Raw genomic sequence first — 13,687 nt, forward strand, 5'->3', positions numbered from 1 at the left:
GAAGTCGACGATCGCGCGGATGCTGATGAAGCTGGAGACGCCCACCTCCGGGTCCATCCTCCTCGACGGTGTCGAGTCGGGCACCCGGGGTCGGGGGTTGGAGCGGTACCGGTCGGATGTGCAGATGGTGTTCCAGGACCCGTTCGCGTCGTTGAACCCGTTCCACACGATCGTGCATCACCTGGAGCGTCCGATCCGCCTGCACCACCCGAAGCTGTCCGGGACGGCGGTGCGGGCGCGGGCGATCGAGCTGCTCGAACGGGTCCGGCTGACCCCGGGGGAGAGCTTCGCCGAGCGCCGCCCGCACGAGCTGTCCGGCGGGCAGCGGCAGCGGGTCGCGATCGCGAGGGCGCTGGCCCCAGGGGCACGGTTCATCGTGGCCGACGAGCCGGTGAGCATGTTGGACGTGTCGATCCGGCTCGGGGTCCTGAACCTGCTGGCCGAGCTGCAGCGGGAAGAGAACCTGGGCGTGCTGTACATCACCCACGACCTCGCCACAGCCCGCCACTTCTCCGATGAGATCATGGTGCTCTACAAGGGCGACGTCGTCGAACGCGGACCCGCCGACCAGGTCATCCTGAACCCGCAGCACGAGTACACCAAGACCCTCCTCGGCGCCGCCCCCGAACCCGAGAACCTCGGCCGTCTTCGCGATGAGGTGCGTGCGGAGCTCGCTGGCCGCTGACGCCGCCCAGGAGGGCGAGCACACTTTCTTCGCGTTTCGCGACGCATTTCTCTGGACATTTCGGAGTGGTGTCCGAAAATGTCGCCTTTCGCCATTGTAGACGGCGTGCGAATGCGCGAGCGCGACGATGCTGTCGCGGTCCGCTCGCGCCGATACGTGCGCGCGGGCGTGACGCGAAAAGGTCGCTGATCTGCGAGATATTGATCGGCATGCTTGCGCGTCGATCCGTTGACAAGTGGTGCCAGCCGATATATGGTCGCTCGTACCGATAAGCGTGACTGTATTATCGGCCCCCTGACGGATAAACATCGAAACGCACGGTAGATATGTCTCGAAGAAGAGAAGCGCCATTTGCAGAATTGCAAGCCGAGGAACAATTCTCGGATGCTCTGCGGGCGGCAGTGGGCCCCTATTCCGCGATCGGCAGCATGCAGGACAACAGCCACACGTGGCAGTTCGGATCCGGGCACTGCATCTTCTCCTCGATCGGCAGCGGCTTCGCCGGGCGGTCGACCGCTCGGAGCCGCTTCGTGTTCTGCGGGGGCATCGACGATCACCGCGAGACCGCCGAGATCAAGGCCTTCGCGGAGGCTGTGGAGCGCTACCTCGGGCGTGAGCTGCCCGGGGACACGGTGGTGGTCGCACCGGCCGCCGAGCTCGACCATCCGCACCTCGATCTCGCCTCCGTCGCCGAGTGCAGTCCGGCCGAGCTCGCGCACCCGGACTGCCCGCTGGAACCGGTGAACCCGCACGCACCTGTGACCTGGATCCTCGGCGAGGACCTCGTCCGCGGCGGGGCCGCGTACCTCCCGAGGATCATGGTCACCTACCGCGACCACGGTCGGAACCCTCACGACCGGTTCTGGTTCCCGATCTCCACCGGCCATGCCGTGCACGCCACTCGCGAGCAGGCCCTCTTCGGCGCCGCGTCGGAGGTGATCGAGCGTGACATGATCGCCCTGACCTGGCTCCAGCGACTGCCTCTGCCCCGGATCAGGACGGCCTCGCTCGGCGGCGATGTCCGGGCGCGGATCGAGAGCATGACGGAGCAGTTCTTCGACATCGAGGTGTACGACCTCCGCAACGAGTACGGCGTCCCCGCGGTGTACGTGCTGCTCGCGGCCCCCTTCGACCCCGCCGTCCGTACGATCGTCAGCGCGGGCACCGGGCTGACCTTCGATGTCGCGGTGACGAAGGCGCTGACCGAGGCGTTCACCTGTTACACGGCCGCCCAGCTCGGCACACCGGCGGAGGATTCGCTGGGATTCGGCGCCTCGGTGTGCGGAGCGCCCGCCAATGACCACGTCTTCGACTTCCTCCGCCGCGGCACGGTCGAGATCGAGGCGCCGACGGCACCCTTCGCCGCAGATGCGCAGGCCGCCCTGCGCCGGATCCTCGACACCGCCGCCTCGCGCGGCCACGCGGTGTACGCGCAGTGCCGCGACACGGACTGGACCCGCCAGCTCGGTCTGCACGCCTACGCCGTGGTGATCCCCGAGCTCATGCCCTTCACCCCGCATCGCCACGCGCAGTATCGGCGGCATCCGCGCCTCTACCAGGCCCCGGCCGACCTCGGTCACCCCGTGCACCCGGAAGAGGAGTTGAACACATGGCCGCAGCCGTTCGCCTAGAGCCGTCGACGCCCGATCCCGAACTCGACCTGATGCGCCGTGCCTTCCAGGGGCTCGCGCGCGACGCGGGGGTGGTGGGAGAGCTCGCCATCGCGCGCCGCTCGACCGAGGGCTTGTGCATCGAGGGCAGCACTCCGGTGGTGCCGGTCCTGCTGGACGGTCGAGGGGTCCTGGTGGGCCCGGTGCGGCGCGGTGCCCCCGGCTGCCCCTGCTGCGCGATCGCGCGCCGGACCCAGCACGGTCTGGGTAGCGGTCTCGTGGGGCCCGATCACGTGCTCGTGGCGCGCGGGCGCACGATGACCGCGGCCACGGCCTGGCTCGTGGCGCTGCAGGCGCTGGTCCTGCTGCAGACCCCGGAGGACGGGCGGTCGGCGCTCCGCGAGGTGGATCCGCGGACCGCGACCGTGCGTTCGTGGCGGCTGATCCCGGATGAGGAGTGCCACTGTGCCGTCGACCACTGACACCACGTCGATTCCCGTGCGCACCGGCGTGGAGGTGTGGAGTGCTCCCGACGGCAAGGTCTCGGTCGCGCTCGGCCAGATCGTCCGCGTCGTGACGCCGCTGCGCTCCGAGCAGAGAGCGGGGGATGCAGACCTGCGTCGCGGACTCGGACGGCTCGATCTTCTCGCCGCTCCCTGCCGGGAGTGCGGGCACGTGCATGAGACGTGGGCCGAGCTCGGGGGCGCCGCTCGTCGTGTGTCCGCGCACACCCGATCCCTGATCAGCGAAGCGTCCGCGGCGCGGACGAACTCCGCCGACCTCGCGACGCACCTGCAGGAGCAACTGGGCGATCTGGTCGCCTCGCGGGTCGACGTGACAGTCGGGATCGAGGGTGCCTCGGTCGGCGACGTGCTGTTCGTGGAGGTGGACGAGGACAGTCCGCTGCCACCGCTGCCCGAGGAGACGCTGGTCGTGATGTTCCGCGCGTCGGACGAGGCGATCGTGTGCGCAGCCCCGACGGCCCTCCGCGCCGCGCCCTGCACTGACTGCGTCGGCGCAGGACTGCGCGGCCTGACCGGCGCGTCGCGGATCAGCCGAGACGCGCGGGCGCCGCTGGTCGCCGCCGCCGTCGTCACGATGCTCCAGCGGCTCGAGCTCGGCGCGGTCGCCAACGGCTCGGCGCTCCGGCTCGACCTCGCCACCGGGCTCCTCGAGCACGAGGTGCTTCGTGCGCGTCTGGACTGTCGGCGCTGCCGCGGGGCGGACGAGGGGTCTCCGTTCCCGGCGCTCGCGTACGAGGAGCGGATCGCATCGCCCTACGCCTTCGACGTGGACGGTCTCCTCTCCCCGCCCCTGCCGAGCACGGAGGATGCGCCCCCGTCGTCACCGCAGCGGCCGCGCATCCGGGTGAAGAGGGGAGCCGTCGAGGACTCTCCTGTGTACCCCTCCTCGGTGCGGCCGGCGGCGCTCGAGGGCCTCGTGGCGATCGTGGGAGACCTGTTCGGGGAGGCCGGGGGAGTGCATCGCGGCGTGCCCAGCGCCGGCGGATTGCGGGCGACCGGGTGCTACGTGGCATCCGTTGTGGACGGCCTCTGCCACACCTTCGCATTCGAAGGACGGGAGGGGCGCAGCGGTCTGGCCCAGGTGCGCACCCCCTTCGTCCTGGACGCGCCCGACGGCGTGGCCCTGATCGCCGTGACCGACATCGATGCTCTGCTGCCCAAGTACGCCGGCAATGCCCCGCGCCTCGCGGCGCTCGAACTGGGCATGTGCCTCGCACTGCTGCAGGAGGCGGTCGGAGCCTCACACACCGGCATCCGGTTCGAGGGCCTCGGCCGATGGGAGGACGCCGTCGCGGCTCTGCCCCGGCGCCGCCTGTCGGCGGCCGTGTTCGTGGCGTCGGATGCCGGGGGTGAGCACGCATGAGCGCCCAGGAGGACTTCTTCGCGTTCGTCGAGACGGCGGGCGAACCATACACCCGAGTGGTGTCGGCTCCGGAGCCGCGCCCGGGGGCACGGGAACCGTGGCCACCGCGACGCAGCGTGCGCACCTGGAGGAGCCACGTCGACCTCGCGCCGATCGAGCGGGCCATCGCCGCGCTCCCGCCCTTCTCCGGTCCGCTCCGCCCGGACGTGCATGCGGTCCTGGTCTCGCCCGATGCCGACCCGGCGCTGCACCGACGGTTCGGCGACGTCTACGGTGCGGCCCCGGCCTTCGTCTGCTTCGCAATGGACACGCCCGCCTTCGGTCGGCTCACGGAGGACGAGTACGTCGATCTGCACGTCGCGCTGGGGCACGCGGCGCAACTGCTGTGGCTCTCGCTCCTGCGCGTCGGGCTGGGCTGCGTGCCGTACGGGCGGGTAGAGGGCGGGCGCCGACACGATCTCGCGCCGTCCGGGCTTCGGCCCCTGTTCACTCTCGCGGTCGGCGTCCCCAGCGAAGGGGCGACGCAGGGATGATCATCACCGTCTTCTGCCGCGGCCACGGATTCGGGCACGCCTCGCGCAGTCTGCGGCTCGTGGCGGCACTGCAGCGTCGGGGCCACATGGTCGACGTGGTCAGCTACGGATACGGTGCGGAGTACTTCCGGATGATGGGCGTCGAATGCGAGGACGCCGGCATCGTGGATCGGCGCGACTTCGCCCCGGAAGCGGTGGCCGCGCTCGCCGGCCTCCTGCCGGGGCTCGCAGGGTCCGAGCTGTTCGTGGTCGATGAGCTGCACTATCTTCCGCCGGTGATCCGCGAGCATACTGCGGCGCCCATCGTGATGCTGACCGATTGGCTCTTCGCCGAACGGGATCTCGGCGTCGACACCGTCTTGTATCCGGCCCGCCGCACCCTCGTAGTGGACTTCGCGGAGGCGCATCCGCTCGACCCGTACACCGCCTCGCGGGTGGAGTTCGTCGGCCCGGTGGCACCGCCGCTCCTCGAAAGGCGACGGGCCCCGGCCGCCGTCGCTGACGCGACCGGGCGACGGATCGTCATGACACTGGGAGGAAGCACGTCGAACCCGGCGTCGCTGCGGATGCTGAAGAGCCTGGTGCCGCAGGTGCTCGAGTGGGCGCGCGGTGACGATGAACTGCTGATACTCGGCGACGACCCGACCGCGGGGGCGCTGACCGATCGCCGGGTCCGGTGGCTCGGCCGTCGCCCCGATGCCGCAGAGATCCTGGCCGGCGCCGATCTGGCGGTGTGCAACGGCAACGGGATGACGACGTGCGAGCTGGCGTACCTGGGTGTACCGACCATCGCCTCCCTCGCGCCGGTGTACGGCGACGTGCACGATCCCGTGTCGGTCCGGCGCACCGCGCTGCTCGCCCGGTACGCGCCCTTCGCCGTGGCCGGACCCGAGGCGACGGAAGGGGACTTCGCGCGTCTCGCCGAGCGGGTGCTCGGCGCCGGCGACGACGCACGGCTCGCGGAGCTGCGATCCGCCTACATCTCTCCCGACGCGCTCGGCGACCTGGTCCTCGAGGACCGGAGTCGTGGGGCGTTCATGGATGAACGGAGGAAAGGGGGTGAGAAGGTATGAGCATTGTCGACATCGAGGCCCCGAGCAGGGCCACTGGGCCCGCCGGTGACGCGGCCGATTTCGAGTCGCTGCTCGGCGCGCTGATCGAGGCGACCGAGGAGGAGAACATCGATATCTCCGGCTGCATCGCCTGTGGAGGATGCATGTCCTGTGTGGCGCCGGGCAACTGCTGCGCGCTGCCGTGTAACTGCAACGACCCCCGGCACTGAGCCGGGACGCATGAGGGGTGCCGCCCGGGGAACCCGGGCGGCACCTTCCCCGACCCGAAGGAGGCGACCGTGGAGCTGTCCGCCGCCGTCATGAGTCATCCGTCCCGTGCGGACGCGGCCCGCAGCCTGCTCGAGCGCCTGGAGCCGCTCGAGCCGTCCCTCGCGCTCGACCCCGACCCGGATGGGCCGCCGTCGGCGCTCGCCGCATCTCTCCTCGCCTGGGGCGGGGCGAGGACGGACGCCACGCACCACCTCGTCGTGCAGGACGACGCCGAACTGGTGCCCGATGCCGTCGATCGCATCCGATCATCGATCACCGAGAGGCCGGACGATGTGCTGGTTCATTACGTCGGCTGGTCGACCGCGTCCGCGCAGCTGGTCAGGGCATCCGGCGCGCTTCCGCACTGGGGTGAGATCGTCGACCCCTACCTGCCCGCCGTCTGCGTGAGCATGCCGGCCGACCTCGCGCGGGACATCGCTCGCCGGCCGCCCACGTCGCTGCTCGACGACGTGAATCTGCGTCATGCACTCGCCGAACGCGGTCGGGAGGTGTGGGCGTGCTATCCGTCGGCTGCCGACCACGGGCAGCTGCCGAGCCTCGTGGGAAACGATCGGCAGGGGAGCCGGGGCGCGGTCTCGCGCGGAGGCGGTGACGCCCTCGCAGGTTCGACCACGCATGCGGTCTCGGCGTTCCCGGTGATCGACCGGCGAGGAGGCGATGGGCAGCTCCTGCTGCGCTGGTTGGAGCGGGGGCAGGACGTCGCCTGGCGGGTGCGGAGCGTGAACGACGGGCTCCGCGCGGCGGGGGAGGATCCTGTCGAGGTCGTGCGCACGGCCGCCGAGCGCGCACGCGAGCTGGCGGGCGATGTCGGGGCGGAGGTGAAACCGCGCGACCTTGCCCTGCTCTGGTTGGCGTGCCGTGGGACGGTCCGTGAAGCGAGCAGGGTGTCGCGTCACTGCCGGAGGACGCTCGACCCGGCGGCCGCGCGCCTCAACCTCGAGCACGCGATCGCCGAGTGGACGGGCGTCCCATCTCCGATCTGGTCGGTGCTCGTCGACGACGCCTTCGACGACGCGCGATCCGCGAGCGAGGCCGACGCGCGCCTCGGGCTAGACTGAAGCCACAATCGAAGACAGGCCGAACGACCCACGCGGGAGAGCCCCGGCGCACGCAGCCGGGCACCGAAGGAGCAAGCCTCCCCGCCAATCTCTCAGGTACGCGTACCGCGGGGGTCCGGCCGCTCTGAAAAGCGATCCCGAGCTGTCGGGGATCCGCCGACGGTGAAAGCCCGCGTGCTCGTGCGGGCGAAGCTCTCAGGCCCATGACAGAGGGGGAGTTCCCTGGAACGGCGTTGCCGCCGTTCCGCCCGACCCAGCCCGGGAGAACTCCATGTCCGACCCCCGCTTCACCCCGCTGCGCGAGCGCCACGAGGCCCTCGGCGCATCCTTCACCGACTTCGGCGGCTGGCAGATGCCGGTGCGCTACACATCCGACCTCGCCGAGCACCACGCCGTGCGCCAGGCGGCGGGCATCTTCGACATCTCGCACATGGCCGAGTTCACCGTGCGCGGAGGGGACGCGGGTGCCTTCCTCGACTACGCACTGGCCGGACGGCTGTCGGCTCTCGCGGTCGGCAAGGCGAAGTACTCGCTGCTGCTCACGCCCGAGGGCGGCATCGTCGACGACGTGATCGTGTACCGGCTCGCCGACGACGACTACCTGATCATCTCCAACGCCGGCAACCGTGACGCCGTCCGTGGTGCGCTCGCGGACCGGGTCGCGCACTCCGGGGTCGAGCAGGTCGAGGTCGCCGACGTGTCCGACGACTACGCCCTCATCGCGGTGCAGGGTCCGCGCGCCGAGGAGATCCTCGCCGCGACGGCCGGTATCGGCGAGGTGAGCGTGCCGTGGGCCGAGCAGCGCTACTACGCCTGGGCGTCCGCGACGTTCGCGGGGCGGCCGCTGTTCCTCGCCCGTACCGGCTACACGGGCGAGGACGGCTTCGAGCTTCTGGTGCCGGCGGCTCACGCGGCCGCGCTGTGGGATGCCGTGCTCGCCGCCGGGACGCCCCTGGGCCTGGTGCCGGCGGGCCTCGCGGCGCGCGACACGCTCCGGCTCGAGGCCGGGATGCCCCTGTACGGCCATGAGCTGAGCCTGGACACGTCGCCCGCGCAGGCGGGCCTCGGTCGCGTGGTGGTCGTCGCGAAGGAGCGCTTCGTCGGCAAGGACGCCCCCGCCCCGGCGGCCGACGCGCGCGTCCTGGTCGGACTGACCGCCGAGGGTCGCCGCGCGGGCCGCGCCGGCTACGCGGTGGTCGACGCCGACGGTGCCCCGCTGGGGGAGATCACCAGCGGCGCCCTGAGCCCGACGCTGGGTCATCCGATCGCGATGGCCTACGTCGACCCTTCTTCCGCGGAAGAGGGAACCGCAGTATTCCTTGATGTGCGGGGGACCCGTATCCCCGCGACCGTGACCGCCCTGCCTTTCTACCGGAGGAACTCATGACCGACCTCAGCGCACTCCGCTACACCGACGAGCACGAGTGGATCGCCGGTGACGGCGACACCGTGACCATCGGCATCACCGACTACGCCGCCGAGAAGCTGGGCGACGTGGTGTTCGTCGAGCTCCCCGCCGTCGGCACCGAGATCACCGCCGGCTCCGTGGTGGGCGAGATCGAGTCGACCAAGTCGGTCGGCGAGCTCTACGCCCCGGTGGCCGGCACGGTCGTCGAGATCAACGACGCCGTGGTCGACGACCCGTCGCTGGTGAACGCCGAGCCCTTCGAGGGCGGCTGGCTGCTCAAGGTCTCGGTCGCCGCCGGCGCCCTGGACGGACTGCTCGACCGCGACGCCTACGTCGCACTCACGGAGGGCTGAGACACACGTGGTTGCTTTCGCCGATCGTCACATCGGACCCACCGAGGCCGCACAGCGCACGATGCTCGACGCGCTCGGGCTCGGCGGCGCGGAGGACGGGCCCACCAGCCCGGTCGAGACGCTCATGCGCCAGGCCGTCCCCGCCTCGATCTACACGGGGCCGGAGGCCGCGGTCGCGGAGTCGCGCATCCCCGCCGCCGCGAGCGAGACCGAGGCCCTGGCCGAGCTGCGGGCGCTCGCGTCGCGCAACACGGTCCGCCGCGCGATGATCGGCCTCGGGTACTACGGCACCATCACGCCCCAGGTGATCCAGCGCAACGTGCTGGAGAACCCCTCCTGGTACACGGCTTACACGCCGTACCAGCCCGAGATCTCGCAGGGGCGCCTGGAGGCGCTCATCAACTTCCAGACCATGGTCGCCGAGCTCACCGGCCTCAGCACCGCGAACGCGTCGATGCTCGACGAGTCCACGGCCGTGGTCGAGGGGATGCTGCTCGCGCGGCGGGCCTCGAAGTCCTCGTCGAACGTGTTCGTGGTCGACGCCGACGCGCTGCCGCAGACCAGGGCCATGCTCGCGTCCCGCGCGGACGCCCTCGGCGTCGAGCTCGTGACGGTCGACCTCGCGGCGGGCGAGGAGCTGCCGGACGAGCTGTTCGGCGTGTTCGTGCAGTACCCCGGCGGGTCCGGTCGCGTGTGGGATCCGACGGCGGTGTTCGAGGCCGCGCACCTTGCGGGTGGTCTCGCCGTGGCCGCGGCCGACCTGCTGGCGCTCACACTGCTCACGGCCCCGGGGACGATGGGCGCCGACGTCGCGGTCGGCACCACGCAGCGCTTCGGCGTGCCGATGGGCTTCGGCGGACCGCACGCCGGCTACATGGCGGTGCGCTCCGGCCTCGAGCGCCAGCTGCCGGGGCGACTGGTCGGGGTGTCGGTCGATGCCGACGGCAAGCCCGCGTACCGGCTCTCGCTGCAGACGCGCGAGCAGCACATCCGCCGGGAGAAGGCCACGTCCAACATCTGCACGGCGCAGGTGCTGCTCGCGGTCATGGCTTCGATGTACGCGGTGTACCACGGCCCCGACGGGCTGCGCTCGATCGCCCAGGGCGTCGCCGGCAAGGCCACCCTGTTGCGTGACTGGCTGGTCGAGGCGGGGGCCGAGGTCGTGCACGAGCACTTCTTCGACACGCTCACGGTGCGGGTGCCTGGCGCGGCGGCGGAGCATGCCGCCCGCGCGCGCGAGGAGCACGGCATCCTGCTGCGAGTCGCCGACGCCGACACGATCGGTGTCGCGGTGGACGAGACGACGACGTTCACCGACCTGCACCGCGTGGCGCTGGTGTTCGGCGGGCCGACGGAGCGCGCGTTCGCGTTCGTCGCGGGTGTCTCGGTCGCGCTGCCGGAGGCTCTCCGCCGCGCGGACGAGTACCTCACGCACCCGGTGTTCCACGCGCACCGCAGCGAGACCGCGATGATGCGCTACCTCAAGAGCCTGTCCGACCGCGACTACGCGCTCGATCGCGGCATGATCCCGCTCGGCTCGTGCACCATGAAGCTGAACGCGGCGACCGAGATGGCGGCGATCACGTGGCCCGAGTTCGCTGGCATCCACCCGTTCGCCCCGGCGGACGACGTGCAGGGCTATCTCGAACTGATCGATCAGCTCGAGAGCTGGCTCGCCGAGATCACCGGCTACGACGCGGTGTCGCTGCAGCCGAACGCGGGGTCGCAGGGCGAGCTCGCCGGCCTGCTCGCGATCCGCGGCTACCACCACGCGAACGGCGACGCGCACCGCACGGTGTGCCTCATCCCGTCGTCGGCGCACGGCACGAACGCTGCGTCTGCCGTGCTGGCGGGCATGAAGGTCGTGGTCGTGGCCAGCGATGCGCTCGGCAACGTCGACCTCGACGACCTCCGCGCCAAGATCGCGCAGCACGCCGATGAGCTCGCTGCGCTGATGATCACGTACCCCTCGACGCACGGGGTGTACGAGGAGCAGGTGGTCGAGATCACGACGGCGGTGCACGAGGCCGGCGGTCAGGTGTACGTCGACGGCGCGAACCTCAACGCGCTGCTCGGCTACGCGCGCTTCGGTGACCTGGGCGGCGACGTCTCGCACCTCAACCTGCACAAGACGTTCGCGATCCCGCACGGCGGGGGTGGCCCCGGCATCGGCCCGGTCGCGGCGAAGGCGCACCTGGCCCCGTACCTGCCCTCGCACCCGCTGGCACAGCGCGCCGAGCATTTCGGCGGCTACACGTTCGACGGTGCGGTCATCTCGGCGGCCCCCTACGGTTCCGCGGGCATCCTGCCGATCTCCTGGGCCTACGTGCGCATGATGGGAGCCGACGGGCTGCGCCGGGCGACCGCAGCGGCCGTGCTCTCGGCGAACTACATCGCGGAGCGGCTGGGCTCGCACTTCCCCGTGCTCTACACGGGCGAGAACGGCCGGGTCGCGCACGAGTGCATCCTCGACCTGCGTCCGCTCAAGGAGGCAACGGGCATCACGGTCGACGACGTCGCCAAGCGCCTCATCGACTACGGGTTCCACGCGCCGACGATGTCGTTCCCGGTCGCCGGCACCCTGATGGTGGAGCCGACCGAGTCGGAGGACCTCGACGAGATCGAGCGGTTCATCGAGGCCATGATCATGATCAAGGCCGAGGCCGACGCGGTGGCCGCCGGACGCTGGCCGGCCGACGACAACCCGCTCGTGCACGCACCGCACACCGCGGTGTCGCTCATCGCGGGGGAGTGGGGGCACGCCTACACGCGCGAGGAGGCGGCCTACCCGGTGCGCTCGCTCGTGGCCGCCAAGTACTGGCCGCCGGTGCGCCGGATCGACCAGGCGTACGGCGACCGCAACCTGGTGTGCGCGTGCCCGCCGGTGGAGGCGTTCGCCTGAGTCCCTGCTGATCCGCGGACGGCGTCGCGGTCACCTCCGGGTGGCGCGGCGCCGTCCTCGTCTCCCCATGTTTCGCGCGTGTGACGATTGGTCACCACTCAGTAACAGTTCGTTAGCCGAGTGCGTCGGCGGGCGGACTCGCGGGTTACGCTCAGGTATCCCTGCGTGCTCGACGATGCGCACGCAGAATTCCCACGTCCACAGGAGGACACAAAGTGAAGCGCAACAAGATCGCCCTGGCGGGCGTCGCGCTGTTCGCGGGTGGCGCTCTGGCGCTCGCGGGCTGCGCGGGCGGATCCGGCAACACCGGTGACGGCGGCAACGGTGGGGCCAAGGCCGACCCGGATGCCATCATCACGACGAACGGCTCGGAGCCGGAGAACCCGCTGATCCCGACCAACACGAACGAGGTCGGTGGCGGCAAGATCCTCGACGAGATCTTCGCCGGGCTCGTCTACTACGACGCCGAGGGCAAGCCGGTCAACGACATGGCCGAGGAGATCACCACCGAGGACCCGCAGCACCTCACCGTGAAGCTGAAGGAGGGTCAGACCTTCTCCAACGGCGAAGAGGTCACCGCCGACAACTTCATCAAGGCGTGGAACTACGGCGCACAGGCGGAGAACGCCCACCTCTCGAGCTACTTCTTCGAAGACATCGAGGGCTTCCAGAACACCCCCGACGTGTACGGCGCTCAGGGCGACATGTCCGGTCTCCAGCAGGTCGACGACTACACGTTCACGATCACGCTGAACAAGCCGGCCGCCGATTTCGCGCTGCGCCTCGGCTACTCGGCCTACTACCCGCTGCCCGACGTCGCGTTCGAGGACATCGACGCGTTCGGCGAGAACCCGATCGGCAACGGCCCGTACAAGCTCGACGGTGAGGGCGCCTGGCAGCACGACGTGCAGATCGACCTGGTCCGCAACGACGACTACGACGGCGGTCGCAAGGCCAAGAACGGCGGCCTGTCGATCATCTTCTACGCGACGCAGGACGCGGCCTACGCCGACCTGCAGGGCAACAAGGTCGACGTCATCGACGTCATCCCGTCCGTGTCGCTGCCGACCTTCCAGGACGACCTGGGCGACCGCGCGGTGAACCAGCCGTCGGCCGTCTTCCAGTCGTTCACGATCGGTCAGTTCCTGCCGCACTTCTCCGGCGAAGAGGGCATCCTCCGTCGTCAGGCCATCTCGATGGCGTTCGACCGCGACCAGATCACCGACAAGATCTTCTTCGGCACCCGCACCACGGCCTCCGACTTCACGTCGCCGGTCATCGACGGCTGGTCCGACTCGATCAAGGGCAACGAGGTCCTCAAGTACGACCCCGAGAAGGCCAAGGAGCTGTGGGCCGAGGCCGACGCCATCTCCCCGTGGGAGGGCGAGTTCAAGATCGCCTACAACACCGACGGTGGCCACCAGGAGTGGGTCGACGCCGTGACCAACGCGATCTCCAACACGCTGGGCATCGAGGCATCGGGCGACCCGTACCCGACCTTCTCGGTCATCCGCGAGGAGATCAACAACAACAGCATCAAGACCGCTGCCCGTTCGGGTTGGCAGGCCGACTACCCCGGTCTGTACAACTTCCTCGGCCCGCTCTACGCGACCAACGCCGGCTCCAACGACGGTGACTACTCGAACCCCGAGTTCGATGCGCTGATCGCCGAGGGCATCAGCAACACCGACACCGCGGCCCAGGTCGAGGAGTTCACCAAGGCGCAGGAGATCCTGTTCAACGATCTCCCCGCGATCCCGCTGTGGTACTCCAACGTGACCGGTGGTTACGCCGACACGGTCGACAACGTCACGTTCGGCTGGAACTCGGTCCCGCTGTACTACGAGATCACGAAGGCTGCCGAATAGGCCTGACGGAGCTCGCACCCGCGAGGCGGTGACGGTTTCC

12 protein-coding genes and 2 riboswitches are annotated in these 13,687 nt (G+C 70.3%); all 12 genes read left to right on the forward strand.

The features are described from left to right. Window positions 1–685: ABC transporter ATP-binding protein (locus tag ACWH95_RS11045; RefSeq protein WP_454120666.1), on the forward strand; the 685-nt coding region annotated here is incomplete at its 5' end. A 428-nt stretch (window positions 686–1,113) separates the two neighbouring features. After that, window positions 1,114–2,316 (forward strand): YcaO-like family protein, encoded by a 1,203-nt coding sequence (locus tag ACWH95_RS11050; protein WP_454120667.1) that lies wholly within the window; start codon window positions 1,114–1,116, stop codon window positions 2,314–2,316. Next, window positions 2,295–2,777, forward strand: coding sequence for a hypothetical protein (locus ACWH95_RS11055; protein ID WP_454120668.1), 483 nt, complete (start codon window positions 2,295–2,297; stop codon window positions 2,775–2,777). The genes ACWH95_RS11050 and ACWH95_RS11055 overlap by 22 nt, the downstream gene beginning before the upstream one ends. Then, window positions 2,761–4,182: a hypothetical protein gene (locus tag ACWH95_RS11060; protein ID WP_454120669.1), complete on the forward strand. Its 1,422-nt coding sequence runs from the start codon at window positions 2,761–2,763 to the stop codon at window positions 4,180–4,182. Before ACWH95_RS11055 ends, ACWH95_RS11060 begins: the two co-directional genes overlap by 17 nt. Next, a complete protein-coding gene (locus ACWH95_RS11065) occupies window positions 4,179–4,715 on the forward strand; it encodes a nitroreductase family protein (protein ID WP_454120670.1) in 537 nt (178 codons plus the stop codon). The genes ACWH95_RS11060 and ACWH95_RS11065 overlap by 4 nt, the downstream gene beginning before the upstream one ends. Then, window positions 4,712–5,788, forward strand: coding sequence for a glycosyltransferase (locus tag ACWH95_RS11070; protein WP_454120671.1), 1,077 nt, complete (start codon window positions 4,712–4,714; stop codon window positions 5,786–5,788). Before ACWH95_RS11065 ends, ACWH95_RS11070 begins: the two co-directional genes overlap by 4 nt. Next, entirely contained in the window at window positions 5,785–5,997 is a 213-nt protein-coding gene (locus ACWH95_RS11075) for a hypothetical protein (RefSeq protein ID WP_136028629.1), read from the forward strand. Before ACWH95_RS11070 ends, ACWH95_RS11075 begins: the two co-directional genes overlap by 4 nt. A 69-nt stretch (window positions 5,998–6,066) precedes the next feature. Continuing rightward, window positions 6,067–7,116 (forward strand): hypothetical protein, encoded by a 1,050-nt coding sequence (locus tag ACWH95_RS11080; protein WP_136028630.1) that lies wholly within the window; start codon window positions 6,067–6,069, stop codon window positions 7,114–7,116. A gap of 23 nt (window positions 7,117–7,139) precedes the next feature. Next, window positions 7,140–7,234: riboswitch (glycine riboswitch) on the forward strand. Between the two features lies 1 nt (window position 7,235). After that, window positions 7,236–7,333, forward strand: a riboswitch (glycine riboswitch). Window positions 7,334–7,387: 54 nt separating this feature from the next. Next, entirely contained in the window at window positions 7,388–8,503 is a 1,116-nt protein-coding gene (gene gcvT, locus ACWH95_RS11085) for a glycine cleavage system aminomethyltransferase GcvT (RefSeq protein WP_454120672.1), read from the forward strand. Then, window positions 8,500–8,877: a glycine cleavage system protein GcvH gene (gene gcvH / locus ACWH95_RS11090; protein WP_136028632.1), complete on the forward strand. Its 378-nt coding sequence runs from the start codon at window positions 8,500–8,502 to the stop codon at window positions 8,875–8,877. The genes gcvT and gcvH overlap by 4 nt, the downstream gene beginning before the upstream one ends. 61 nt (window positions 8,878–8,938) lie before the next feature. Then, entirely contained in the window at window positions 8,939–11,779 is a 2,841-nt protein-coding gene (gene gcvP / locus ACWH95_RS11095; RefSeq protein ID WP_454120999.1) for an aminomethyl-transferring glycine dehydrogenase, read from the forward strand. 215 nt (window positions 11,780–11,994) lie between these two features. Then, window positions 11,995–13,647 carry a peptide ABC transporter substrate-binding protein gene (locus ACWH95_RS11100; protein ID WP_136028634.1) on the forward strand — a complete coding sequence of 551 codons (1,653 nt, stop codon included), beginning with the start codon at window positions 11,995–11,997 and terminating at the stop codon, window positions 13,645–13,647. Window positions 13,648–13,687 lie beyond the last annotated feature (40 nt).

The organism is Microbacterium sp. NPDC055502 (genome assembly GCF_053643635.1).